The following is a 24,063-nucleotide window of genomic DNA, read 5'->3' on the forward strand; positions in this document are numbered from 1 at the left end:
GGAGGCGCTGGTACGGGGCTCCTGCGTCCCTCCCGGTCTGGAACTTCCACGAAGATCCGGACGACGAGGTGGATCCGACCATGAGCGCTGTTGCACACGAGACCGGTAGTGCAGTTCACCCGTTCCGCGTGGACGTCCCGGACGAGGAGCTCACCGAGTTGCGCCGGCGCATCGCCGCGACGCGCTGGCCCTCCCCGGAGCTGGTCCCGGATCGCTCGCAGGGCGTGCAGTCGGCGACGATGCGGGAGCTGGCCCGCTACTGGGCGGGCGAGTACGACTGGCGCCGGTGCGAGGCGCGGCTGAACGCACTACCGCAGTTCACGACGGAGATCGACGGGGTGCAGGTCCACTTCGTCCACGTGCGCTCGCCGCACGCGGACGCGCTGCCGCTGATCATGACGCACGGCTGGCCGGGCTCCGTCATCGAACTGCTCGACTCCATCGGCCCGCTGACGGACCCGACCGCGCACGGCGGACGCGCCGAGGACGCCTTCCACCTGGTGCTGCCGTCCCTGCCCGGCTACGGCTTCTCCGGTGAGCCGACCGAGCTCGGCTGGGACGTCGGTCGCGTCGCGCAGGCCTGGGCGGAGCTGATGCGCCGCCTCGGCTACACCCGCTACGTCGCCCAGGGCGGTGACGTCGGCGCCGGCGTGACCGACGTGATGGGCCGCCAGGCACCCGAGGGCCTGCTCGGCATCCACATGAACCTGCTCGTGACGGCGCTGGGCGGCCCGCAGTTCCCGACGGACACCGAGGGGGAACGCGCTGCGGCCGCCGCGATCGCGACGTTCCAGGCCAGCGGCTTCGCCTACTTCCTGGAGATGGCCACGCGGCCGCAGACGATCGGCTACGCCCAGCTGGACTCGCCCGTCGCCCTGGCGGCCTGGCTGCTCGACCACGACACCGACAGCTACGACAAGATCGCCCGCGCCTTCGTCGACGGGCGGCCCACGGGCAACCTCACCCGGGACCGGATCGTCGACAACATCACGCTGTACTGGCTGACCGGCACCGGAGCGTCGGCGGCCCGGTCGTACTGGGACAACTACGGAGTCGCCGCGGTCCAGGCCCGGGCGGCCCAGCCTCTTCCGGAGGTCGCGGTCCCGGTCGGCTTCACCACGTTCCCGGGCGAGATCTGGCGCACCCCGCGGAGCTGGGCCGACCAGTCCTACCCGACCCTCAGCTACTTCAACGAGGTCGACCGGGGCGGCCACTTCGCCGCCTGGGAGGAACCCGAGCTGTTCGCGACCGAGGTCCGGGCGGCGTTCCGCCCGCTGCGCACACCGCAGGTCCCCGAACCGCGACGTTGACCGCCGGCCCCGCGGCTCCAGGACGAGCGTTCCTCGCGCTGCACCAGCCGGACGTCATCACCCTCGTCGGCCGGGTTCACCCCCTGCAGAGCCCGGCCACCCGCCGCTGACGCGGCCGGCCGGTGGCGAGGGCGACCACCAGCCCGGCCGCCACCGCACCGGTGGCGTTGAGCGCCGCGTCGACCGGGGAGACCACCCGGCCCAGCGGAAGCGCCAGAACGTGTCGGCTCGGCCACACCTGTCGGGACGCCGATGAGCCGGCGCACCGACCGCGGTCGGTACCGGTATGAGCGACGACGAGTCCACCATCCGCGACCTGGTGCTGCGGTGGGCGGCGGCCGTGCACGCCGGCGACCTGGACGGCGTGCTCGCCGACCACACCGAGGACCTCGTGGCGTTCGACGTCCCGCCACCGGACGACGGCGTCCGCGGCCTCGACGCCTACCGCGGAATCTGGCCGCCGTTCTTCCAGTGGCAGCGCTCCGGTGCGGTGTTCGAGGTCGTCGAGCTGTCCGTGACCGCCGGCGTGGATGTCGCCTGGGCGTACGCCCTGCTGCGCTGCGGCACGGCGGCCGACCTGGCCGCGCACCCGTCGAACCGGCTCCGGCTCACCCTCGGCCTGTGCCGCGAGGGAGGCGGGTGGCGCGTCGCGCACGAGCACCACTCGTTCCCGCTGCGCTGACGGTTCCACCCGGTGGGGGAGCGGCCGGACCGGCCCCTACGCTCCGCCCGTGCCGCTGTTCTCCTTCGAAGGCCGTGCCCCCTCCGTCTCCCCGGCGGCCTGGATCGCGCCCACCGCCACGCTCGTGGGGGACGTCGTCGTCGAGGCCGGGGCCTCGGTCTGGTACGGCGCGGTGCTGCGCGCGGACTTCGGCCGCATCGTCGTGCGGGCCGGCGCCAACGTGCAGGACAACTCGGTGCTGCACGGTGGCGCGGACCCGGAGACCGAGATCGGGCCGGGCGCCACCATCGGCCACCAGTGCGTCGTCCACGGCGCGGTGGTGGGCGCCGAGGCGCTGATCGGCAACGGCAGCACCGTGCAGGACGGGGCCCGCATCGGCGCCCGGGCGCTCATCGGCGCGCACAGCCTGGTGCCGCCGCGGGCGGTGGTCCCCGACGGGGTGCTGGCGCTCGGCGCCCCCGCGACGGTGCGGGGCCCGCTCAGCGCGGGGGCCGCGGTCTGGGTCGACGGCAACCCGGCGATCTACCGGGAGCTGGCCCGGCGGCACGCGGGCGGCGTCGAGCAGATCGGCTGAGCCGGCGGTGAGCGCCCGCGAGCTGGTCGTCCTGGGCACCGCCAGCCAGGCGCCCACCCGCACCCGCAACCACAACGGCCACCTGCTGCGCTGGGACGGCGCGGGGTTCCTGTTCGACCCCGGCGAGGGCACCCAGCGGCAGCTGCTGCTCGCCGGGGTGCCGAGCAGTGCGGTCACCCGCCTGTGCGTCTCCCACTTCCACGGCGACCACTGCCCCGGCCCCCTGCAGGGGCCCGTCGCGAGCTTGCGAGGGACGGGGGCAGGGGGTCCTTTCGCCGGCGTCCGGGCGGGAGTACTTCGGCCGGCTGCGGGCCGCGTCGGTGTTCCACGACGTCCTCGACCTGCGCGAGGAGCCGCTGACCGCCGACGGGCCGGTGGCCTCCGGACCGTCGTGGACGCTGGAGGCCCGCCGGCTGGACCACCTCGTCGAGACGTTCGGCTACCGGCTGGTCGAGCCCGACGGCCGCCGGATGCTGCCCGAGGCGCTCGCCCGCGCGGGGGTGGCCGGGCCGGACGTCGGGCGGCTCCAGCGGGCGGGGCCGCTGGACGTCGGCGGGCGGACCGTGCGGCTGGAGGAGGTGAGCGCGCCGCGAGCGGGGCAGCGGGTGGCCTTCGTGATGGACACCCGGCTGTGCGACGCGGTCCCCGCGCTGGCCGACGGGGCCGACCTGCTGGTCATCGAGTCGACGTTCCTCGGCGAGGACGCCTCGCTGGCCCGCGAGTACGGACACCTGACCGCGCGCCAGGCGGCGACGGTCGCGGCCGAGTGCGGGGTGCGCCGGCTGGTGCTCACCCACTTCTCCCGGCGCTACCCCGACCCGGAGCGCTACCGGGACGAGGCGGCCGCGGTGTTCGCCGGCGACCTGGTGGTGGCGGCGGACCTGATGACCGTGCCGGTGCCGCGCCTAGCGCACCTCGCCGGAGCCGTAGTCGCCGAACGGCTCGGTGGCGAGGGCGCTGATCGGCACCTCCGCGAGCGCCCGGCCGGTGGCGTCGAGGGTGCGCACGTCCCGCGCCCCGGTCGGGAGGAGGGCGACACCGCCGCCGTCGGGCAGCGGGACGGTGGCGAGGACGCCGCCGTGCTCGTCGAGGACGGCGGCGGCCGCGGCCGGGGCCGGCGCGGTGACGACCAGCCAGCGGCCGGCGTCCGACGGCTCGCTCTCGGGGGAGGAGAGGTCGCAGACCCGCGCCACGACGAGCCCGGCGACGTCCGTCGTCCCCGGCGGGGTGTGCACGCCGCAGGGCACGGTGCGCCCGGCGCCGGTGGCGCCGAGCTGGCCGGCCCACGTGGTGACGACCAGCCCGCCGCCGGGGCTGCGGCCGACGACGACGGCGGCGCTGCCCGGCACCTCGGGCATCGGCAGGGTGCCCGCCCAGAGCAGCTGCGGCTGCAGGTCGGCGGGCTCGGCGCCCAGCGGGACGGCGATGTCGGTGAGCGCCTCGGTGACCAGCCGCTCGGCGGGGTGGGCGGAGGCCGGGCGCAGCGGGTCCAGCGGCGGGATCTCCGCGGTGCCGGCCGGGGCGGTGGGGGCCGGGGCGGTGACGCCGGCGCGGTGCACCGGCTGCCCGTCGCGCAGCACGCGGACGCTGGTGCCGGCTCCGGCGGTCGTGGTGCGGACCTCGGTGACCGCGAGGCCGTCGTCGGCCGGGACCGGCTCGTAGCTGCGGCCGACCGTGCCGCGCGGGCCGACCTGCAGCCGCGGGGAGACCTCGACCTCGTCGCCGGGAGCGGTGACGACGACGAGGGTCGCGGGGCCGGGGCCACCGACCAGCAGCGACACCGGCCGGTACGGGCCGAGCTCCTGCGGGACGGAGCGGGTCAGCTGCTCGGGCGGTGCACCCACCGGGCCGGTGAGCCAGACGCCGCGGACGTCGTCGTCGACCGCGCCGGCCAGCAGCACGACCCGGCCGTCGGGGGTGTCGGTGGCGAGGACGACGCGGCGCTCCTCGACCGGCGGCGGGGTCAGCGGGCCCCAGTCGGCGCGGCGGGCGGCCTCGACGAACGCGGTGTCCCCGGCGAGCGAGCCGCGGGTGGGCTCGGTGAGCACGAGGATGTCGGCGGCCTGCTGCCGGGCGCCCTGCGGGTCGGGCGGTTCCGGAGTCAGCTGCGGGACCACCAGGGCGGCCGCGGCAACGGTGGCGGCGGCCGCGGCGGCGAGCCCGGCGGTGCGGACCCGGCGCTGCCGGCGGGCGCGGGCCAGGGCCTCGGTGGCGGCCGCGTCGGCGTCCGACCGCCACCGCGCGGGCGGGGGAGGCGCGGGCGGTCGTCGGTCGTCGAGCGACGCGAGGACCTGTCCGCCGTCCTGCCTCGTGGCCGCGTCGTGCAGCGCGTCGACGGCGGTCGGCGCGGGGTCGGCGCCGCGTCGTCCCCAGTGCAGCCGGGTGCGGGCCAGCGCACGCTGGACGGCGTCCTCGGCGCGGTCGGGGTCGCCGGTCAGCCGGAGTGCCTCGGCGAGGAGGGCGTCGCGCTCGGCGGCGACGAAGCGGCGGAAGGCCGCGTCGGCGCCGTCGGTCATGCCGGCCAGTGTGCGCCGTTCCCGGCTAGCCTCGCCGTCGTGCCGGGCAAACCGCTGCGCGACGTCCTCGCCCCCGGTCTCGACGTCCTCTTCTGCGGGATCAACCCGTCGCTGACGTCGGCCGAGCGCGGGCACCACTTCGCCCGGCCGGGCAACCGCTTCTGGCCGGCGCTGCACCGGGCCGGCCTCACCCCGCGGCAGCTGCGGCCCGAGGAGGACGCCGAGCTGCTGCAGTACGGCCTCGGGGTGACCAACGTGGTCGACCGGCCCACCCGGACCGCCGCGGAGCTCTCCCGCGGGGAGCTGCGGGCCGGAGCCGGAGCCCTGGGCGAGCTGGTCGCGCAGTACCGGCCGCGGGTGCTCGCCGTCCTGGGCATCACGGCCTACCGGCTCGGCTTCGACCGACCGCGCGCGGGCACCGGGCTCCAACCCGAGCGGGTCGGTGGCGCGGTGACCTGGGTGGTGCCCAACCCGAGCGGGCTGAACGCCCACTCCCAGCTGCCGGACCTCGCCCGCCTCTACGGGCAGCTGCGGCCGCCGGGCGGCTGACCGCGGCGGTCAGCGGCGGGTCGAGATGGCACGCAGCTCGTGCGCGGACTCGACGGTCGGGGCCCGGGCGAGCAGCCGCTCGAAGGCGCGGTCCTCGCGCAGGCGGGCGCGGGTGCGGCGGCGTTCGGCGATGATCGTGCGCAGACGGGACATGGTGGTTCCTCTCGGATCAGGCGGCCGCGGCGGCTGCCGGGCCGGGCAGCGGACTCCGCACGGCGTAGACGCCGTGGGCGGGGGTGAGGGCGGCGCCGGGGAGCAGCCGGCGGACGAGGGCGACGACGCGGTCGTTGTCGGCCTGCACGTCCGCGGACAGGGTCCGGACGCCGCGCCGGCCGGCGAGGTCGGTGAGCTCGGCGAGCAGCTGCCGGCCGACGCCGACGCCCTGCCAGGCGTCCTCGACGACCACGGCGACGTCGGCGGTCGTGGGGTCGGCGGGGGAGCGGTCGTAGCGGGCCACCCCGACCACCTCCCCGCCGACGACGGCGACCAGCGCCTCACGCAGGACGTGGTCGACCTCCACGAGCCGGCGCGCGTCGGCCGGCGGGGAGCGCAGCGGCGCGTGGAAGCGCCGGTAGACCGTCTCGGGGGAGAGCCGGTCCCACAGCCGGCAGAACAGCGGGGCGTCGTCCGGCCGCACCGGCCTGGTCGTCACGGGCAGATCCATCCCGGCCTCCCTGAGTTCGTGCGACGAACTCTGCCCTTCGCATGCGAGTTCGTCAAGTGAACTCAGCCCGCTATGCTGGTGCGGTGAGCGAAGCCCTCTGGGACCGGTCGCGCTGCTCGGTCGCGGGCACGCTGGCCGTCATCGGCGAGAAGTGGAGCCTGCTCGTGCTGCGGGAGGCGTTCCTCGGCGTGCGCCGGTTCGCCGACTTCCAGCGGGTGCTGGGGGCGCCCCGGGCCGTGCTCACCGACCGGCTCGCCACGCTCGTCGACCAGGGCGTCCTGCGACGGGTCCCGTACCAGGCGCCGGGGGAGCGGCAGCGGCACGAGTACCGGCTGACGCAGAAGGGGATCGACCTGCACCCGGTCCTGGTCGCCCTCATGGCGTGGGGGGACAGGTACCTGGCCGAGGACGACGACGTCCCCCTCGAGCTGCGGCACCGCGACTGCGGGGAGCCGGTGCACCTGGCCCTGGTCTGCGACGCCGGCCACGAGCTCTCCGGAGCCCGTGAGGTCCGGCCGGTGCCGCGCGGGCCCGGGGCCTGAGCGGGGCCGCTCGGCTCAGCCCACGCCCAGGGCGCGCAGGCCGGCGGTGACCGCGGCGGCGCCCAGGACGACGACGAGCAGGTGCGCCCGCCGCCACAGCAGCACGCCGGCGGTCGCCGCGCCGGCGGTGTCGGCCCCGACGTGCAGCTCGGTGCCGTCCGCCAGCGCGGAGGTGACGACGAGCGCCGCCAGCAGCGCCGAGGACAGCAGGACGACGACCCGCACTGCGGGCGCGGGGAGCTCCCGCCCGCCGGTCGCGGCCGGGCCCGCCCCGCGGGTGACCGCGGTCGTCAGCACGCACAGGCCGATGAGCAGCCACCAGGTCGACGGGCTCACCGCGGCCCCCGCAGCCCGACGAGTGCCACGGCGCTCGCGGCCAGGACCGGCAGGCCCGGTGGGGCGACCGGCACGAGGGCGAGCGCGATGCCGCCGCCGGCCAGGGCCACGCCGAGTCGTAGCCGGTCGCGGACCTCCGCCGCGAGGAGCGCGAGGAAGAACGCCGGGAAGACGGCGTCGAGGCCGAGGGCGCGGGTGTCGAGCACCGGCACGAAGACCCCGACGACCGTGCCGGCCACCCACGGGACGTACTGCGCCGCGGAGTGTCCGAAGAGGTATTCGCGGTCGTACCGGCCGTCGCCGCGGGCCGCCATCGCCCAGGACGCGTCCACCGTCGCCTGGCCCTCCAGCGCCCGGCGCAGCCGGTTGCCGCGCAACGAGGGTCCGAGCGCGAAGCCCATCGGCAGGAACCGGGAACTGACCAGGGTGGCGGCCCCGACCGCGGCCCCGACGCCCCCGCCGGAGCCGGCGATGCCCAGCGCGGCGAACTGCCCCGAGCCCGAGTACACGAGCGCCGACATCACGATCGCAGCGAGCGCGGGCATCCCGGCGTCGGTGGCCACCACCCCGAAGGACACCGCCAGCACGAACGCCGCGGCGCCGTACGGGGCCCCGTCGCGCAGGCCCTCCCGCCAGCTCCTGCCCTGCCCCGCCGAACCGTCGCCGCCGCCCACCGTGCCCTCGCCCACCGTGCCCTCGCCCACCGTGCCCTCGCCCACCGTGCCGCCGCCCACCACGCCGCCGTCCTCCCCGTTCCCGGTCCGCCGGGCCCTCACGCGGACGACGGCGTCGGGACGACCTTGCAGGACCCCTCGCCCCGTGGCGGTGGCCGGGACGGAGGGACCGCCGTGCTCACCAGCGGGACGCAGGTCCCGGTCGCCGGAGCGGAACCGGTGACCTCGTCCGGCCCGCCCGCGTCAGGGCCGCCGACGGCGGGCGCGAGGCCGCCGACCAGCGAGGCCGCCGGCCGAGGCGTTGATCATGGGGTTGTGGTCGGCGACACGCGCGGACGCGCCGCGCCGGGCGACGACACCCCCATGATCAACAGCGCGGGGAGGATCAGACCGGCTGGGGTCCGGACGGCGGCGGAGCTGAGGGGTCGGTGGGACCGGGCACGGGGAACGGGGCCGGCTCGGGCGGCGGCACCGGGTCCACGGGGGACGGCGCGGGCGAGGGCGGGTGTGGACCGGGGGGAGGAGGGACCGTCATGGGCCGACGCTAGCCCCGCGACTCCCGCGCAGCAGCGGTCCGGGACGGCCGGCGCACCGAGCCCGCGGCGGCCACCCCGCCGTGGACCGGCGGACGCGCACCAGGTCCCCTAGCGTCCGGGACGTGGGCAGACGCGTGGTGGTGATCGGTGGGGACGCCGCGGGCGGCAGTGCGGCGTCGCAGGCGAGGAAGCGGCGTCCCGACCTGGACGTCGTCATGTTCGAGCGGGGCCGTTCGACGTCGTACTCGGCGTGCGGCATCCCGTTCTGGATCAGCGGCACCGTCGACTCGGAGGCCGACCTGGTCGCGCGGACCCCGGAGCAGCACCGCGCGATGGGCATCGACGTCCGGATGCGGACCGAGGTCGTCGGCATCGACCTGGACCGCCGCGTCGTCGACTGGCGCAGCCTGGAGGACGGCGGCAGCGGTGTCGAGCCGTTCGACGACCTGGTGTACGCCACCGGCAGCGTGCCCATGCGGCCGCCGGTGCCCGGCATCGACGCGACCGGCGTCCACGGCGTGCAGACGCTCGACGACGGGGCGGCGCTGCGGGCTGCGCTCGACGGCGGGGACGTGCGCCGGGTGGTCGTCGTCGGCGGCGGCTACATCGGACTGGAGATCGCCGAGGCGTGCCGGATCCGCGGGCTCGACGTCACCGTCGTCGACCGCTCGGCCACCCCGGTGGGCACCTTCGACCCCGACGTCGGGGAGTTCATCGCCGAGGCGGTGCGCAAGGAGGGCGTGGAGCTGGTCCTCTCCGACGCCGTCGCCGCCATCGAGAGCGACGCGGCCGGCCGGGCCCGGGCGGTGGTCACCGCCAGCGGCCGGGAGCTGCCCGCCGACCTGGTGGTGCTCGGCCTCGGCGTCCGGCCGGCGGTCCGGCTGGCCGAGGAGGCCGGCATCCCGCTCGGCGTCTCCGGCGGCATCGCGGTCGACGCGGGGATGCGCACCGGGGTCGAGGGCGTCTGGGCGGCCGGCGACTGCGTCGAGTCGGTGCACCGGCTCTCCGGCCAGCGGCTGGTGGTCGCGCTGGGCACGCACGCGAACAAGCAGGGCCGGGTGGCGGGGATCAACATCGGCGGCGGCTACGCCACCTTCCCCGGCGTCATCGGCACCGCGATCACCCGGATCTGCGACCTGGAGGCGGCCCGCACCGGGCTGTCCACCGCCGAGGCCGAGGCGGCCGGGTACCAGTTCGTCACCACCGTCGTCGACTCGACCACCAAGGCCGGCTACTTCCCGGGCGCGCAGCCGATCCGAGTGAAGATGATCGCCGAGCGGCGCAGCGGCCGGCTGCTCGGCGCGCAGGTCGTCGGCCGGGAGGCGGCGGCCAAGCGCGTCGACGCGCTGGCGATCTGCATCTGGAACGAGATGGGCGTCGACGAGATCCTCTCGCTCGACCTCTCCTACGCCCCGCCGTTCTCGCCGGTCTGGGACCCGGTGCTCATCGCCGCGCGCAAGGCCTTCGACGCCGTGGAGGCCGACGTCCGGCAGCTCTGACCCCGGCCTCGGCGGCGCGCCCGCGCCGCCGGGTACCGGGCGTCCCTCCGCGCCCGGGGTCCCCGCGCCCGGGCAACCGCCCAGCGGCGCCGCACCTCGCGAGGTGCGGCGCCGGGCGAGGCCCCGTCCGAGGCCCCGCCCCGAGCCTGGTGACCGACTGGACCGGCCACCTTCCAGGGACCCGGGACAGGGTCCTTCTCCGAGGCGTGGGGGGAAGGACGGTCCGATCTCAGGCCGGGTCGACCCGGTCGGCCTGCCGGCCGCGCTGACCCTCGCTGGCCTCGAACTCGACCCGCTGGCCCTCGTCGAGGCTGCGGTAGCCGCCGCGGTCGGCGATCGCCGAGAAGTGCACGAACACGTCCGGCCCGCCGTCGTCGGGCTCGATGAACCCGAAGCCCTTCTCGGCGTTGAACCACTTCACCGTTCCGTTGGCCCGACCACCGCCCGTGGGGCGGCGACCTCCGCCGGCGCTGCCGCGTCCGGCGTCCCGCCCGCCGTCGCGGTACCCGCCGGGGTCGCGGTCGCGGTAGCCGCCGGAGTCCCGGTCCCGGTGCCCGCCACCCCGCGGGCCGGCGTCCCGGGAGCCGCCTCCGCCGCGCTCGGCCGGCCGCACGTCCTCGGCCTGCGGCCCACGCTGGCCCTGGGTGACGTCGAACTCGACCCGCTGGCCCTCGTCGAGGCTGCGGTAGCCGCCGCGGTCGGCGATCGCCGAGAAGTGCACGAACACGTCCGGACCGTCGTCGTCGGGCTGGATGAACCCGAAGCCCTTGTCGTTGTCGAACCAGGTCACCGTGCCGGTGCTGCGCCCGCCGCGCGACGACGAGCGGCCGCCGTCGCGTCCCCGGTCGCGGTCGTCCCGGCCACGACCCCGGTCGCGGTCGTCGTCCCGGCCTCGACCCCGGTCGTACCCGGCGTCCTGGCGCCGCGGGGCGCCCCTGCCGAGCGGCCGCACCGAGTCCGCCTGCGGCCCGCGCTGTCCCTCGCTCGCCTCGAACTCCACCTGCTGGCCCTCGTCGAGGGTGCGGAACCCGCCCTCGTCGGCGATCGCGGAGAAGTGGACGAAGACGTCACGCCCTCCGTCGTCGGGTGCGATGAACCCGAACCCCTTCTCGGCGTCGAACCACTTCACCGTGCCCTGCGGCATCCACGTGCTCCTGCACTGCTCGTCGCCGGCGAGCTCGTCCCACCGGCCGTCCACCGGCCCCGCTCTCCCCCCGGGAGGCGCGGCCGCAGCCCCCAGCCTCCCTCACCCGCCGCGCGCCCGTTCGGGCACCCGGCGGGACACCGGTCACGCCGCGGACGCGGCGGGCGGCCGGGAGGAGGCGGTCGTGCGGTCGAACCGGAGGTCGAGCAGCTCGTCGAGCCGCGCCTCGGCCGCCTGGCAGGCGGTGATGGCGGCACTGCTCGGGAACTGCGCGAACGTCGACCGGGCCGCGCCGAGGTCGCGGTGCGCCTCGACGATGCCTCGGTCGATCTCGGACACGGGGACGACGGGGGGCGTCATGGTGATCTCCGCGGGGCTCCGACCGGTCCGACCGTCCGAACTGCGGCCAGCCCGCCTCCTACCCCGCCGCAGTCGCTCCCACCCTCCCCGACGTGTTCTCCGGCGTGTCACGGCCTTCCCCGTTACCGGTCCGGAGACCCGGGTAGGGGCGGCGACTCCAGACGGAGACGCGATGCACCGGAGGAACCGATGACCACCAACACCGACAACCACTTCGTGGCCCAGGCCGTGCACGACCTCGGCTCGGCCCTCTGGTTCGGCGGGGCGGTGATGGGCATCGCCGGCGTCAACAAGTCCGGCCAGGACCTCTCCCAGGGGCTCGACCGCGTCCGGGTGGCCGGGTCGGCGTGGAGCCGGTACCAGCCCGCGCAGTTCGGCGGCATCGCCGCCACGCTGCTGGCCGGGCTGCGGCTCACCCAGGTCGGCGGACGGCGCATCGCGCTGCAGAAGGGCTTCGGCACGGTCGGCGCGCTCAAGGCCGGCCTCGCGGTGGCCGGTGCGGGCGCCACCGCTTACGCCGCCTACAGCGGCGCCCGCATCGGCAAGGCCGCCGAGGAGGCTGCGCGCCAGGGGCAGCAGGTGGAGGTCAAGGACGCCACGCTGCCGACCGCGAACACCCCGCCGGAGATCGCGAAGTGGCAGAGCCGCCAGCGGGTGACGCAGTTCCTCGTCCCCGCGCTGGCCGGTGCGAACATCGTCTGCAACTCGTGGCTGGTGCAGTCCTACCGAGCCGGGGCGACGGTCAAGGGCGTGCTGGGCCGGCTGCTGCCCGACTGAGGCAGGACCCTGCAGGGTCCCGCCGGCTCGCCGGCTCGCGGCGGGACCCTGCAGGGGACCGCCCGTCCTCCTGCCCTGCGCAGGCTCAGGACGTCTCGTCCGGCATCGGTGCGTGCCGGCAGCCGGGTCAGCCGATGACGACGTCCCACTGCCGGATGGTCCAGCCGGTCACCAGCCCCTGGACGACGTAGGGGTCGGACGTGGCGAAGCGCTCCACCACCTCGCGGGGTGCGGTCCACACCAGCAGCGCGCGGTCGTGGGGGTCGGGCAGCGCGCCGGCCAGGAGCAGCTCGCCGCGCTCGTGGGCGGCCCGGGCGAGCGCCAGGTGCTCCGCCCGCAGGGCCGCCCGGCGCTGCAGGTAGTCGTCGGCCAGCGTGTACTCCAGGACCAGGTGCACGCGGCCAGACTCCCAGACGACCTAGCGCAGCGCGGTCGTCAGCCGCACCGCGACGCCGTCCGGGCCGGAGCTGATGTCGACGTGGTCGCACAGCTGGCGGGCCAGCCACACGCCCATGCCGCCGCGGGAGAGGTCCTCGCCGTGGGCCGGGCCGTAGCCGGCGAACGGGTCGCCCAGGCCCGTGCCGTGGTCGATGACCGTGCACACGACCCGCTCGGCCGACGTCCACAGCCGCAGGCCCACCGGTGGCGCGCCGTGCCGGACGGCGTTGGACGTCGTCTCGTCGACGGCCAGCAGGAAGTCCTCGACCACCTCGCGCGGACCGCCGACGGCGGCCAGCTCGGCGGCGACGGCGTGCCGCAGCGCGATCGGGTCGGCGACGGCGTCCACGGCCAGCCGCGGGGCGGCCGACTGCAGCGGTTCCACCGGCACCGGCAGCCCGCGCAGGTACTCGGCCGGGTCGACGAAGCGGGGGTTGGGGGTCCGGGACCGGGCGGTGACGACGGTCGGGTGGGTGCGGGCGGCGGACTCCAGCACCGGCTCGGGCAGCCGCGTGGTGTCGAAGAGGCACAGCCCCCACAGCGGCCAGCCGGCGAGGGCGTGGTTGGTCACCGCCTCGTAGCGCTGCCACTCCAGCTGCTCGCGCTCGGTCCGCCCGAAGTCGGTCTCGCCGAGCACCCGGACGCGGCGCGCGCCGGCGGCGGTGAGCTCGTCGGCCAGCCGTCGGAACGCGGTGACCGCCGCGGGCGTGCGCCGGGCGTAGGCCGACCCCCGATCGAGTACGCGGACCCGCTCGTCGTCCACGGCCGTCCGGACGACGTCGGCGGTGGCGGGGGCGGCGGTGACGACGACGGCGTCCCCGGCGGCCAGGCCCTCCTGCGCGAAGGGAACCGTGGCGGCGGCCAGCTCGTCGGGGGAGGAGAAGAACAGCGCGTCGTGCACGTGGCGCGGGCCGGGGGCGGGGACGACCCCGTGCGGAAGCGCCGTGTCCACCTGTCCGTCCCCTCGCCTGCGGCCGCCGATGCCCTCCCACGGTAGCCAGCGCAGCGGGGCGGCCGCCCGCCGACACGGGGCGATGCAGCCCACCCCGGGTATGCCCGTGGGCTCCCGGCTGGTGCCCCTCCCGGGCCCGGACGGGCCCCGTCGCGGGGACCACGCGCCGGGCGGGGCGCGGCTGACCGGCTCCTGGCGCACCATGGCGGGGTGACCGGCGCCGGAGGGTACGTCGCGCTCGGCGACTCGATCTCGATCGACGACTACTCCGGCGGCCCCGGGCGCGGCGGGGCCAGCCTGCTGTACGCCAACCGGGACGACGACTTCCCGGACTGGCGCGGGCGCGACCTGCGCAGCACCGCGCCCGGGACGGCGTTCACGCTGCTGGCGACCGACGGCGCGACCACCGGCACGCTGCTGGACCGGCAGCTGCCCCGGCTGGCCGCGTCGCAGCAGCGGCCCGCGCTGGTCACGCTGACCATCGGCGGGAACGACCTCCTGGGCGCCTACGGGGACACCGCGGCCGCCCGTGCGGTGGTCGCCCGCGTCGCGGCCGCGCTCGACCGGGCGCTGGCCGCGATCGGCGAGTCCCTGGCCCCGGACGGCCGGGTCGTCGTGGGCACGGTGTACGACCCCAGCGACGGCACCGCCGACGCGGCGCGGCTCGGCCTGCCGCCCTGGCCGGACGCCGTCGCGCTGCTCGCCGAGCTCAACGACGCCCTGCGCCGGGGCGCGGCCCGGCACGGCGCCGCGGTGGCCGAGATCGCCGAGCGCTTCCGCGGCCACGGGCTGGCAGCCGGTGACCCTCGCCGCCGCGAGGCCCGGCCGGAGCAGCGGGACCTGTGGTTCTGCTCCCTCATCGAGCCCAACGCCTGGGGTGCCGACGGCGTCCGCGCGGCCTTCTGGGCGGCGCTGCACGACGGCGGCTGACGTGCAGCCCGCGGACCCCGGCTGGACCCGCCGGCGGCTGCTCGGCGCCGCCGCGGCGCTCGCCGGCGCGGGCGTGCTCGCCGGCTGCGGCGCGCGGCTGCCGGGGGCACCCGGGGGCACGGACGCGGCCGCCCGGCTCACCGCCCGCCCGCAGCCGGAGCCGCCCGCCGCGCCGCCCGCGCCGGGGACGCAGCCGCTGGAGCTGGAGGTCGAGCGGCCGCCGCTGCTGCACGTGCCGCCCGGACTCGCAGCGGGGAGCGCGGTGGCGCTGGTGGTCTCCCTGCACGGCGCCGGCGGGGACGCCCGGGGCGGCATCGACGTCTTCCGCGGACCGGCCGACGAGCGCGGCCTGCTCGTCCTCGCGCCGGCCTCCCGCGGGTCGACGTGGGACGCCGTCACCGGCGGCTACGGCGAGGACGCCGCACTGGTGGACGAGGCCCTGGCCCGGGTGTTCTCGACCGTCCTGGTGGACCCGGGGCGCATCGCCGTGGCCGGGTTCTCCGACGGCGCCTCCTACGCCCTGGGCCTCGGCCTGGCCAACGGGGACCTGTTCGGGCGGGTGGCCGCCTTCTCCCCGGGCTTCGTGCCCGGGTCGTCGCGGGAGGGGCGGCCGGCGGTGTTCGTGTCGCACGGCGACGCCGACGACGTCCTGCCCGTCGGGCAGACCAGCCGGCGCATCGTGCCGGCCCTGCGCGACGACGGCTACGACGTCACCTACCGGGAGTTCGCCGGCGGGCACACCGTTCCGCCGGAGGTGGCGGCGGAGGCCGCGGACTGGCTCGGCGCGCGATGACGACGATCCGGGGCGCGGGCGGGCGGCGACGGGCGTAGCGTCCGCAGTCACTCACATTCCGGGGGACCGAGTTCCGGGGGAGCCGATGGCCCTCAGACGCCGGATCGGCAGCGCGCTCGGCGCGGCCGCGGCGCTGGCCGGTGCCGGCGTGGTGGCCGGCGCCGGGGTCACCGCCGGGCTCGTGGGCGGCACCGCCGGCCTGGTGGAGGGCGCGGCCCGCGCCTCGCTGTCCCGGGCGCACGCGGCCGCGGTCACCGGTACCCGCGCCGTCGGCACCCTGGTCACCGGCGCCGACCCGCTGCCCGACGGGCGGCTGCACGACCTGCTGGACGCCGCGCGCGGGATGCTCGAGCCGCCGCCGGCGCGGCACACCCGGCGGGTCTGGGCCGACCGGGGCCGGGTCCAGGTCGAGCTCCTCGCCCCGGACGCGGAGGAGTCCCCGGAGGTCCGCTCCGCGCTCCGCCGGCACCTCGAGCGGCTCGAGGGCGTGGAGTGGGCGACGGTGAACGACGTCGTCGGCCGGGTCCTGGTCGCCTTCGACGAGCGGCGGGTGACGCCTGCGGACCTCGTCGGCGCGGTGACCGCCATCGAGAAGGCCCGCGGCGGCCAGGGGCTGTTCCCGGCGCGGGAGGACCACCCGGCCGACCTGGAGCCGCTGCTGGCCGCGCTCGTCGCGGTCGGCATCGACCTCGCGGCCGTCGGCGTCGCCTACGCCGGGAAGGCGCTGCCGATCCCGGCGCTCACCCGCCACGCCACCCTCGCCGTCGCGCTGCTGGAGTCGCAGACGTGGCTCAAGCGGGAGCTGTACCGGCGCGTGGGCCCGACCGGCACCGAACTGGTCTTCTCCGGCGTCAGTGCGCTGCTGCACGCGCTCACCCAGAGCCCCACGGTGCCCGCGCTCAACGCCGCCGCCGCGCTCCAGGAGGTCCTGGAGATGCGCGCCCACCGGCAGGTGTGGCGGCGCCGCGAGTGGGAGCTGTGCCGCCCGGAGCCGGACGACGGCGAGCGTCAGCCGCTGACACCGCCGGGGCCGCGCCCGCGCCCGCTGCCGCCCGGCCCGGTCGAGATCCACAGCGAGCGCCTGGCCCCCACCGAGCTGGCCGCCGCGCTCGGCCTGCTGGCGCTCACCGGCCGACCCGGCCGCTCGGCGGACCTGCTCAAGGCGCTGAACCCGAAGGCCGCCTTCTCCGGGCGGGCGGCGTTCGCCACGACGCTGGACCTGCTGCTGTGCCGCCGCGACGTGCTCCCGATGGACGGCTCGGCCTACCGGCGGCTGGACCGGGTGGACGCCGTCGTGGTCGACGGGGACGCGATGTGCACCGGCCCGCCGGCGGTGCTGGAGGCCACCGCGGAGGCCGACGGGTGGGACGACGCCAGGGTGTGGTCGGTGGCCGCCCGGCTGGTGGGCGCCCTGGAGGGCGACGAGCCGGACGACGGCGTGCGGCTCGGGCCGTCCCGGGCCGCCGAGGACGCGCCCGGGGCCGAGGTCCGGCCGCTGTACGAGGGCGGGCGTCGGGTGGGCACGGTGACCGTCGCCCGCGAGCTGGACCCGCACGCAGAGGCGCTGCTGACCACCGCTGCGGCGGCCGGCGCCCGGCTGGTGCTCACCGCGCACGCCGGCACGCGGGAGGTGGCCGCGGCGGCCGACGAGGTGGCACCTGCGGACGAGGCCCTGGTGGACACGGTGCGCCGGCTGCAGGACGCCGGGCGCGGTGTCCTCCTGGTCAGCGACACCGACGGCCCCGCCCTGCTGGCCGCCGACGTCGCCGTCGCCCCGGTCCGGCCCGGCTGCGCGCCGGCGTGGGGCGCCGACCTGGTCACCCGGCCGGGGCTGGCCGATGCCTGCCGGGTGGTCGCGGCGACGGCGGCGGCCCGCACCGTGAGCCGCCGCTCGGTGCAGGCGACGCTCACCGGCAACGTCCTCGGCGGGCTGCTCGCCGCCGTCGGCAGCGAGCGGTACGGGCAGCGCAGGTCCACCACGCCCGGGAAGACGGCCACGACCGTGGCGATGCTGGGCGGCACCTGGGCCGGGGTCCGGGCCGCCGGCCGTCCGGTCCCGCCTCCGACGGTGCACACGCCCTGGCACGCGCTGGACCCCGACGAGGTGCTGCGCCGCGTGGGCGAGCTGCCGGTCGCGGAGGGCGCGCGGCCGGTCCGCTTCCGCCGGGTCCGGGCGCACCCGCTGGTGCGGGGGCCGTCCCGGTTCGCGCGCACCGTCGCCGCCGAGCTGGCCGATCCGCTCACCCCCGTCCTCGCCACCGGCGCCGCGGCCACGGCGGTGCTCGGCGAGGCCACCGACGCCGTCCTCGTCGGCAGCGTCACCGTCGCCAACTCGCTGGTCAGCGGCCTGCAGCGGCTGCGCGCGGAGACGGCGCTGGAGTCGCTGCTGCTCGAGCAGGACGTCGTCGTCCACCGCGAGACCGACGGCGGCCGCGAGGAGGTGCCCGGCAGCGCGCTGCGGGTCGGCGACGTCGTCGTCGTCGAGCCCGGGGACGTGCTGGCCTGCGACGCCCGCCTGCTGGAGGCCGTCGACCTGGAGGTCGACGAGTCGAACCTGACCGGGGAGTCGCTGTCGGTGGGCAAGTCGGTGCCGGCCACGCCGGGGGCCGAGGTCGCCGACCGCACCTGCGTGCTGTTCGACGGCACGACCGTGGTCGCCGGGCGCGGCCGGGCGGTCGTCGTCGCGGTCGGTGAGGCCACCCAGGCCGGGCGCGCGGCCCGGGCGGCCGGCGGCGCGGCGCCCCCGGCCGGCGTGCAGGCGCGGCTGGGTGAGCTGACCCGCCAGGTGCTCCCCATGACGTTGGCCGGCGGCGCGGCGGTCACCGCACTCGGGGTGCTCTGGCGCCGCCCGCTGCGGGACGCCGTCCGGGACGGCGTGGCGGTCGCCGTCGCCGCGGTGCCCGAGGGGCTGCCGCTGGTCGCGACCGTGGCGCAGCAGGCCGCGGCGCGGCGGCTGTCGCGGCGGGGCGCCGTCGTCCGCAGCGCGCGGGTGCTCGAGGCGCTCGGCCGGGTGGACACCGTCTGCTTCGACAAGACGGGCACGCTGACGGAGAACCGGCTGCGGGTCGCCCGCCTCCTCCCGCTGGACGGTGAGCTCGACGAGGGCGGGCTGCTGCGGCTGGTCGCGGCCGGTGTCGGCAACGGCGACGACCAGGCGCACGAGACCGACCGGGCGGTCGTGGAGGCGGCCGAGGAGCGCGGCGTGTGCCCCGACGGCGACGCGGGGGAGAGCCTGCCGTTCGCCGCCGGGCGGGGCTTCTCCGCGGCCGTGCGCGGCGGCCGGCTCGTGGTCAAGGGCGCGCCCGAGGTGGTCGCCGCCCGGTGCCGGGACGCCGGGGACCTGATCGGGCGGGTGCAGGAGCTCGCCGCCGAGGGGCTGCGGGTGCTGGCCGTCGCCGACCGCGCGCACGACGGCACCGACGACCTCGAGGAGGCGGCCTCCGACCTCACGCTCCGAGGACTGATCGGGCTGGCGGACACGGTGCGGGAGTCGTCCGTCGCGGCGGTGGAGCAGCTGCGGGCCGCCGGCGTCCGGGTGGTCGTGGCCACCGGCGACCACCCGGAGACCGCCCGGGCCATCGCGGACCAGGCCGGGGTCCCCGGGGCCGACCAGGTCGTGACCGGCGCAGAGTTCGCCCGCGCCTCGGATGCCGAGCGGACCCGGATGGTGCGCGAGACCGCGGTGTTCGCACGGCTGTCGCCGGAGCAGAAGGTGTCGCTGGTCGCCGCCTTGCGCCGGGCCGGGGCGACCCTGGCGATGACCGGCGACGGGGTGAACGACGCCGCGGCGATCCGGCTGGCCGACGTCGGGGTGGGGGTCTCCGGGGCCGAGTCGCCCGCCGCCCGGGCCGCTGCCGACCTGGTGCTCACCGACCTGGACCTGACCCGGCTGGTCGACGCGATCGGCGAGGGCCGCGCGATGTGGTCCCGGGTGCAGGACGCCGTCTCGATCCTGGTCGGCGGCAACGCCGGCGAGGTGGCGTTCACCGTGCTCGGCACCGCGTTCGGCGGGCGGGCACCGATCAACACCCGGCAGCTGCTGCTGGTCAACCTGCTCACCGACATGTTCCCCGCGCTGGCCGTCGCCGTGGCCGCGCCCCGGAGCGCCGCGCCCGACGGGGACGACGGCCCGCTGGCCGGGCACCCGCTGGCCGCGGTGCTCGAGGCCGGGCCGCGGCGCGGCTTCGCGCGGGAGGTGCGCCGGATGGTGCTGGTGCGCGGGGCGGCCACCACCGCCGGCGCGACCGCCGCCTGGGCCACCGGGCGGTTCACCGGCTTCCGCGGCCGGGCCGGGACGATGGGGCTGGCCGCGCTCATCACCACCCAGCTGGGGCAGACGGCGTGGGCCGGCCGGCGCAGCCCGCTGGTGCTGGTCACCGCCGCCGGCTCGCTCGCCGTCCTGGCCGCCGTCGTCCAGACCCCGGGGCTCAGCCGGTTCTTCGGCTGCACGCCGCTGGACCCGCTGGCCTGGCTGGTCGTGCTCGGCTGCGCGGCGGCGGGCACGGCCGGTGCCGAGGTCGTGCCGGCGCTGGTGGCGCGGCTCCGCGGGGAGCCGTCGGCGGTTTCGGCCGGGATGGCCGGTACAGGCGATCAGCCCGCGTAGCGGGCCGCGAACGCGCCGGGCGTGATGCCGGTGACCCGGGAGAAGTCCCGGCTGAAGTGCGGCTGGTCGGCGTACCCGAGCAGCGCCGCGACCTCGGCGAGGGGCGTGCCGCGACCGCGGAGGCGCTCGGCGGCCTCCTGCAGCCTGCGGCGCTGGATGAGCCACTTCGGCGTCAGCCCGAGCCGGCGCTGCACGAGTCGCTGCAGCGCCCGCTCGGACAGGCCGAACTCCGCGCAGACCTGGGCCACCCGGACGACCTCGCGGTCGCCCTCCACGAAGGCCACCAGCCGGTTGACCAGCTCTCCCTCGGCGTCGACGGGCAGCAGCGGCCGCAGCGCGTCGCCGAAGGCCGCCATGGCGACCGCGTGCGCCGCGAGGGACGTCGGGTCGCCGGCCATCGCCTCGCGCACCCGCGCGGTCAGCCGCTCGCCGTCGGCGCCGAGCACCTCGGCCAGCGGGACGTGCCGGTCCGTGAAGGGCGCCACGGAGCCGCGGGCCACCAGCGCGCCGGCGGCCGGGGCGCACATGACCCCGACCGCCCAGCCGTCCCCGGTCAGCGTGGTCGTCGACAGGCCGGAGACGACGCCGTAGAAGCGGGCGTAGTCGCCGGAGACCACCAGCAGGGTGACCGGGTACTGCAGCACCTGCTGCGGTGCCTCGCGGCCGGGCGGCACCGACCAGACCGGGATCCAGAACCGCTCCAGCAGGCCGGCGAACTCCGGCGCGGCGTCGTAGCGGTACATGACGTGCGAGGCGTCACCGGGGGAGCGCAGGTGCGCGCGCTCGACGTGGTCCAGCGGTCGTGGGGCGGTGTCGGGTTCCATCAAGACCCCACCCTGCCCGGCTCCCTACCGTCCCGGCCATGACCTCACCGACGACCTTCCCCGACACGGCGATCGCCACCGCCTACGCCGCGGCCGAACGCCCGCTGACCGCCGTCCTCGACGCCGTCCCGCCCGACGCGTGGGACCGGCCCTCGACCTGCGCGGAGTGGACCGTGCGCGACGTCGTCCGGCACCTCGTGCAGACCCAGCGGGAGTTCCTCACCGAGCGCGGCGTCGACCTGGGGGAGGAGCCGGACGTCGACGCCGACCCGGCGGCGTGGCGGGCCCACGCTGCGCGGGTCGCGGCGGCGATCGCCGATGAGGCCGTCGCGGAGCGGGCGTACGACGGGTTCTTCGGCCCGACGACGGTCGGCGCGACCCTCGAGCAGGTCTACGTGTGGGACATGGTCGTGCACCGCTGGGACGTCGCCCGGTCGGTCGGCGCCGACCCCGCGCTCACCGACGCCGAGCTGGACCGCGTGGAGGCCGGGGCGGACTCGTTCGGCGACGCGCTGTACATGGAGGGCATCTGCCGGCCCGGGACCGAGCCGCCCGCGGACGCCGACCGCACGACCCGGGTGCTCGCCCGGTTGGGCCGCGCCTGAGCCGGGCGGTCGTCCGGTCCGGCGGCGGTCACCGACCCAGGTGTGCCCGGATCGCGGCGACCACCATCCGGTGGTCCTCGAGCTGCGGGAGGCCGGAGACGACGACGGCGCCCACCGGGCCCACCGATCGGACGATCACCGGGAAGGCGCCCCCGTGCGCGGCGTAGAGCTGGGGGTCCAGGCCGAACTGCTCCTCGAACGTCGTCCCCCGCTCGATCGAGGCCTGCCGCACGAAGAGGCTGCTGTGCCCGAATCGGTGGACGACGCGGGTCTTGCGCCGGACCCAGGAGTCGTTGTCCGGGCTGGTCCCGGGCAGCGCGGCGTGGAAGAGCTGGTGGCCGTGCCGGCTGACGTCGACCGCGACGGGGGCGCCGTCCCGCCGGGCGACCGCCACGAGCGCCGAGCCGAGGTCCCAGGCGTCGTCGTTGGTGAAGCCGTCGAAGCGCAGCTCCTCCTCCTCGGCGGCGAGCTCGGCGAGGGACGGGAAGGGGTCGGCCATGCCCCCTTCCTACCGCCCGGCGCGGCAAGCTGGACCCGGGGTGCCGCGGCGGGCACCCCGGGGGCGATCGGGGTGGACCATGAGGTGGACGGAGCGGGTCGACCGGTTCCAGCGGCGGCACCCGGCGGCCGGGTTCCCGATCGCGGTGGTCTACAAGTTCATGGACGACGACGCCCACTTCCTCGCCGCGCTGATCACCTACTACGGCTTCCTGTCGCTGTTCCCGACCCTGCTCCTGCTGGCCACCGTGCTGGGCCTGGTGCTGGCCGGCGACCCGGCGCTGCAGCAGCGGCTGCTGGACTCCGCGCTGGCCGAGTTCCCGGTGATCGGGCCGCAGCTGGCCCGACCGGAGGGCCTCGGTGGCGGGGTCACCGGCATCGTGGTCGGCGGGCTGGTCGCCCTCTACGGGGCGCTGGGCATGGGGCAGGCCATCCAGCACGCGATGAACACGGTGTGGGCGGTGCCGCGGCACAGCCGGCCGGACCCGATCACCTCCCGGGGGCGCAGCCTGCTGCTGCTGTGCACCCTGGGGCTGCTGCTGCTGGCCAGCACCCTGCTGTCCGCGCTGGGCACGGGTGCGGCCGCCTACGGCGGCGGGTTCAGCGGCTGGCTGCACGTGCTGCTGACCGTCGCCTCGGTGCTGGCCAACGCGGCCGTCTTCGTGCTCGGGTTCCGGATCACCACGGCCCGCCGGCTCACCACCCGGCAGGTGCTGCCCGGCGCCGTGACCGCCGCGGTGGTGTGGCAGCTGCTGCAGTCCTTCGGCGGCGTGTACGTCGCGCGCGTGGTGGCCAACGCCAGCGCCGTCGACGCGGTGTTCGCGCTCGTCCTCGGGCTGATCGCGTTCATCTACCTGGCCGCGGTCGCGCTCATGCTGTGCGTGGAGATCGACGTGGTCCGGGTCGACTCCCTGTACCCCCGGGCGCTGCTCACGCCCTTCGTCGACCACCAGGACCTGACCGAGGGCGACGAGCGGGTCTACTCGGATGCTGCGCGCGCCCAGCGAGCGGTGCGGCACCAAGAGGTCGACGTGCGCTTCGAGTCCGGGGACGACGGGGCCTGACCCGCGTCGGGGAGACCGGAGCCCCGGTCCTCCCCGGCGGGATCCCGCGATCTCGCCGGTGGTGGGCCCGTGGCGGGGCGAGCTCGACCTCGGGTGCAATCGAGGTCCGACGATCGCCGGCAGGAAATCCGGTGGCGGTCCGATGACTCCGGCGCGCACATTCCGTCGGAGGTGCAGAGGACGCTGCGACGCACCACCTGCCGAGGAGCCCGGATGACAGCCCAGCCAGCACTCGCCATCGAGGCGGTCGGCCTCGAGAAGTCCTTCGGGGACACCCGGGCGGTGGCCGGCGTCGACCTCGCCGTCCCCGCCGGCGCCATCTACGGGGTCCTCGGGCCCAACGGCGCCGGGAAGACCACCACGATCCGCATGCTCGCCACGCTGATCGCACCCGACGCCGGCAGCGCCCGGGTGCTGGGGCACGACGTGGTCACCGAGTCCGACGCCGTCCGCGGCCTGGTCAGCCTCACCGGTCAGCTCGCCTCGGTCGACGAGGAGCTCACCGGCCGCGAGAACCTGGTGCTCGTCGGCCGGCTGCTCGGCCACCGCCGGGCCGCGGCCCGGGCCCGGGCCGACGAGCTGCTGGAGGCCTTCGGCATCGCCGACGCCGCGGGCCGGCTGGTCAAGCACTACTCCGGCGGCATGCGCCGCCGGCTGGACATCGCGGCCAGCCTCGTCGTCACGCCCCAGCTGGTGTTCCTCGACGAGCCGACCACGGGGCTGGATCCGCGGTCGCGCAACCAGGTCTGGGAGATCGCCCGGGCGCTGGCCGCCGCCGGGACGACGATCCTGCTCTGCACCCAGTACCTGGAGGAGGCCGACCAGCTGGCCGACGGCATCGCGGTCATCGACCGCGGCCGGGTCATCGCCGAGGGCACCCCCGGCCAGCTCAAGGCCTCCGTGGGCACCGGCTCGCTGCACGTGCGGCTGCTGGACCCCGGCCGCCGCGCGGAGGCCGCCCGCGTCCTCGGGGCCGCGGTCGGCACCGTGGTGCTGGAGCCGGACCCGGCCGCGCTCTCGGCGGCCTGCGCGGACGCCGAGCGCGCGGCCGTCGGCGTCGGTGAGCTGGGCCGTGCCGGCCTCGGCGTCGCCGGCTTCTCCCTCGACCAGCCCAGCCTGGACGAGGTCTTCCTCGCCCTCACCGGCCACGCGGCCGAGCAGCACCCCTCCGGGACCCTCGAGGCTTAGGCGTC

24 protein-coding genes and 2 pseudogenes are annotated in these 24,063 nt (G+C 77.1%); 15 read left to right on the plus strand and 11 right to left on the minus strand.

The window, feature by feature from the left end; all coding sequences use genetic code 11:
• Nucleotides 1-80: 80 nt before the first annotated feature.
• The 5 genes and pseudogenes from BUB17_RS02810 to BUB17_RS27610 form a co-directional block, all read left to right on the plus strand.
• Nucleotides 81-1,310, plus strand: coding sequence for an epoxide hydrolase family protein (locus tag BUB17_RS02810; RefSeq protein ID WP_072913688.1), 1,230 nt, complete (start codon nt 81-83; stop codon nt 1,308-1,310).
• A gap of 286 nt (nt 1,311-1,596) precedes the next feature.
• Nucleotides 1,597-1,992, plus strand: coding sequence for a nuclear transport factor 2 family protein (locus BUB17_RS02820; protein WP_072912939.1), 396 nt, complete (start codon nt 1,597-1,599; stop codon nt 1,990-1,992).
• 49 nt (nt 1,993-2,041) lie between these two features.
• Nucleotides 2,042-2,566, plus strand: coding sequence for a gamma carbonic anhydrase family protein (locus tag BUB17_RS02825; RefSeq protein ID WP_072912942.1), 525 nt, complete (start codon nt 2,042-2,044; stop codon nt 2,564-2,566).
• Nucleotides 2,567-2,573: 7 nt separating this feature from the next.
• Nucleotides 2,574-2,720: pseudogene (locus BUB17_RS27605) on the plus strand (ribonuclease Z); the annotation flags it as partial.
• A 463-nt stretch (nt 2,721-3,183) separates the two neighbouring features.
• Nucleotides 3,184-3,306, plus strand: a pseudogene (locus BUB17_RS27610) (ribonuclease Z); the annotation flags it as partial.
• A 165-nt stretch (nt 3,307-3,471) separates the two neighbouring features.
• On the opposite strand, the gene BUB17_RS26550 reads toward BUB17_RS27610, so the two are convergent.
• A complete protein-coding gene (locus BUB17_RS26550) occupies nt 3,472-5,082 on the minus strand; it encodes a SigE family RNA polymerase sigma factor (RefSeq protein WP_175561251.1) in 1,611 nt (536 codons plus the stop codon).
• Nucleotides 5,083-5,121: 39 nt separating this feature from the next.
• Here BUB17_RS26550 and mug point away from each other — a divergent pair, with 39 nt between their 5' ends.
• The gene (gene mug / locus BUB17_RS02835; protein ID WP_072913690.1) at nt 5,122-5,631 is read left to right on the plus strand and encodes a G/U mismatch-specific DNA glycosylase; all 510 of its coding nucleotides are present in this window, start codon (nt 5,122-5,124) and stop codon (nt 5,629-5,631) included.
• A gap of 9 nt (nt 5,632-5,640) precedes the next feature.
• On the opposite strand, the gene BUB17_RS26555 is transcribed toward mug, so the two are convergent.
• Together BUB17_RS26555 and BUB17_RS02840 are read right to left on the minus strand one after the other, a co-directional pair.
• Nucleotides 5,641-5,784: a hypothetical protein gene (locus BUB17_RS26555; RefSeq protein WP_175561253.1), complete on the minus strand. Its 144-nt coding sequence runs from the start codon at nt 5,782-5,784 to the stop codon at nt 5,641-5,643.
• Nucleotides 5,785-5,800: 16 nt separating this feature from the next.
• On the minus strand, nt 5,801-6,283 hold the full coding sequence (locus BUB17_RS02840) for a GNAT family N-acetyltransferase (protein WP_175561254.1): 483 nt from the start codon (nt 6,281-6,283) through the stop codon (nt 5,801-5,803).
• A 95-nt stretch (nt 6,284-6,378) separates the two neighbouring features.
• Here BUB17_RS02840 and BUB17_RS02845 point away from each other — a divergent pair, with 95 nt between their 5' ends.
• On the plus strand, nt 6,379-6,837 hold the full coding sequence (locus tag BUB17_RS02845; protein ID WP_072912950.1) for a winged helix-turn-helix transcriptional regulator: 459 nt from the start codon (nt 6,379-6,381) through the stop codon (nt 6,835-6,837).
• A gap of 15 nt (nt 6,838-6,852) precedes the next feature.
• Here BUB17_RS02845 and BUB17_RS02850 read toward each other — a convergent pair whose 3' ends face one another.
• On the minus strand, nt 6,853-7,173 hold the full coding sequence (locus tag BUB17_RS02850) for an AzlD domain-containing protein (protein ID WP_072912953.1): 321 nt from the start codon (nt 7,171-7,173) through the stop codon (nt 6,853-6,855).
• Entirely contained in the window at nt 7,170-7,949 is a 780-nt protein-coding gene (locus BUB17_RS02855) for an AzlC family ABC transporter permease (RefSeq protein ID WP_244276857.1), read from the minus strand. Before BUB17_RS02855 ends, BUB17_RS02850 begins: the two co-directional genes overlap by 4 nt.
• Nucleotides 7,950-8,505: 556 nt before the next feature.
• On the opposite strand from BUB17_RS02855, the gene BUB17_RS02860 reads away from it, so the two are divergent.
• Nucleotides 8,506-9,882, plus strand: a complete 1,377-nt coding sequence (locus tag BUB17_RS02860; protein ID WP_072912955.1) for an FAD-dependent oxidoreductase — start codon at nt 8,506-8,508, stop codon at nt 9,880-9,882.
• 229 nt (nt 9,883-10,111) lie between these two features.
• Here BUB17_RS02860 and BUB17_RS28480 read toward each other — a convergent pair whose 3' ends face one another.
• Together BUB17_RS28480 and BUB17_RS02870 are read right to left on the minus strand one after the other, a co-directional pair.
• A complete protein-coding gene (locus BUB17_RS28480) occupies nt 10,112-11,080 on the minus strand; it encodes a cold-shock protein (RefSeq protein WP_432416374.1) in 969 nt (322 codons plus the stop codon).
• 90 nt (nt 11,081-11,170) lie between these two features.
• The gene (locus tag BUB17_RS02870) at nt 11,171-11,386 is read right to left on the minus strand and encodes a hypothetical protein (RefSeq protein WP_072912957.1); all 216 of its coding nucleotides are present in this window, start codon (nt 11,384-11,386) and stop codon (nt 11,171-11,173) included.
• A gap of 189 nt (nt 11,387-11,575) precedes the next feature.
• Between BUB17_RS02870 and BUB17_RS02875 the strand changes: the two genes are divergently transcribed.
• Complete coding sequence (locus BUB17_RS02875; protein ID WP_072912959.1) at nt 11,576-12,163, plus strand: hypothetical protein; 588 nt, start codon at nt 11,576-11,578, stop codon at nt 12,161-12,163.
• A gap of 127 nt (nt 12,164-12,290) precedes the next feature.
• On the opposite strand, the gene BUB17_RS02880 is transcribed toward BUB17_RS02875, so the two are convergent.
• Together BUB17_RS02880 and BUB17_RS02885 are read right to left on the minus strand one after the other, a co-directional pair.
• The gene (locus BUB17_RS02880) at nt 12,291-12,560 is read right to left on the minus strand and encodes a YciI-like protein (RefSeq protein WP_072912961.1); all 270 of its coding nucleotides are present in this window, start codon (nt 12,558-12,560) and stop codon (nt 12,291-12,293) included.
• A 21-nt stretch (nt 12,561-12,581) separates the two neighbouring features.
• Complete coding sequence (locus BUB17_RS02885; protein WP_072912964.1) at nt 12,582-13,553, minus strand: sensor histidine kinase; 972 nt, start codon at nt 13,551-13,553, stop codon at nt 12,582-12,584.
• A gap of 210 nt (nt 13,554-13,763) precedes the next feature.
• Between BUB17_RS02885 and BUB17_RS02890 the strand changes: the two genes are divergently transcribed.
• The 3 genes from BUB17_RS02890 (at nt 13,764) to BUB17_RS02900 (ending at nt 19,879) form a co-directional block, all read left to right on the plus strand.
• Nucleotides 13,764-14,483 (plus strand): GDSL-type esterase/lipase family protein, encoded by a 720-nt coding sequence (locus tag BUB17_RS02890; RefSeq protein WP_072912967.1) that lies wholly within the window; start codon nt 13,764-13,766, stop codon nt 14,481-14,483.
• 1 nt (nt 14,484) lies between these two features.
• Nucleotides 14,485-15,276, plus strand: a complete 792-nt coding sequence (locus BUB17_RS02895; RefSeq protein ID WP_083605969.1) for an alpha/beta hydrolase — start codon at nt 14,485-14,487, stop codon at nt 15,274-15,276.
• 85 nt (nt 15,277-15,361) lie between these two features.
• A complete protein-coding gene (locus BUB17_RS02900; RefSeq protein WP_072912970.1) occupies nt 15,362-19,879 on the plus strand; it encodes a cation-translocating P-type ATPase in 4,518 nt (1,505 codons plus the stop codon).
• Here the strand turns inward: BUB17_RS02900 and BUB17_RS02905 are convergent.
• Nucleotides 19,867-20,703 (minus strand): helix-turn-helix domain-containing protein, encoded by an 837-nt coding sequence (locus BUB17_RS02905; protein ID WP_072912973.1) that lies wholly within the window; start codon nt 20,701-20,703, stop codon nt 19,867-19,869. The two genes, BUB17_RS02900 and BUB17_RS02905, sit on opposite strands and share 13 nt — an antisense overlap.
• 38 nt (nt 20,704-20,741) lie before the next feature.
• Here BUB17_RS02905 and BUB17_RS02910 point away from each other — a divergent pair, with 38 nt between their 5' ends.
• Complete coding sequence (locus BUB17_RS02910) at nt 20,742-21,308, plus strand: TIGR03086 family metal-binding protein (RefSeq protein ID WP_072912976.1); 567 nt, start codon at nt 20,742-20,744, stop codon at nt 21,306-21,308.
• A gap of 28 nt (nt 21,309-21,336) precedes the next feature.
• On the opposite strand, the gene BUB17_RS02915 is transcribed toward BUB17_RS02910, so the two are convergent.
• Nucleotides 21,337-21,807 (minus strand): heme-degrading domain-containing protein, encoded by a 471-nt coding sequence (locus BUB17_RS02915; RefSeq protein WP_072912979.1) that lies wholly within the window; start codon nt 21,805-21,807, stop codon nt 21,337-21,339.
• Between the two features lie 79 nt (nt 21,808-21,886).
• On the opposite strand from BUB17_RS02915, the gene BUB17_RS02920 reads away from it, so the two are divergent.
• Nucleotides 21,887-22,870 (plus strand): YihY/virulence factor BrkB family protein, encoded by a 984-nt coding sequence (locus BUB17_RS02920; protein WP_072912982.1) that lies wholly within the window; start codon nt 21,887-21,889, stop codon nt 22,868-22,870.
• A 213-nt stretch (nt 22,871-23,083) separates the two neighbouring features.
• Nucleotides 23,084-24,058 (plus strand): ATP-binding cassette domain-containing protein, encoded by a 975-nt coding sequence (locus tag BUB17_RS02925; protein ID WP_072912986.1) that lies wholly within the window; start codon nt 23,084-23,086, stop codon nt 24,056-24,058.
• Nucleotides 24,059-24,063: the final 5 nt, after the last annotated feature.

The organism is Geodermatophilus obscurus (assembly GCF_900143215.1).
Classification (GTDB): domain Bacteria; phylum Actinomycetota; class Actinomycetes; order Mycobacteriales; family Geodermatophilaceae; genus Geodermatophilus; species Geodermatophilus obscurus_A.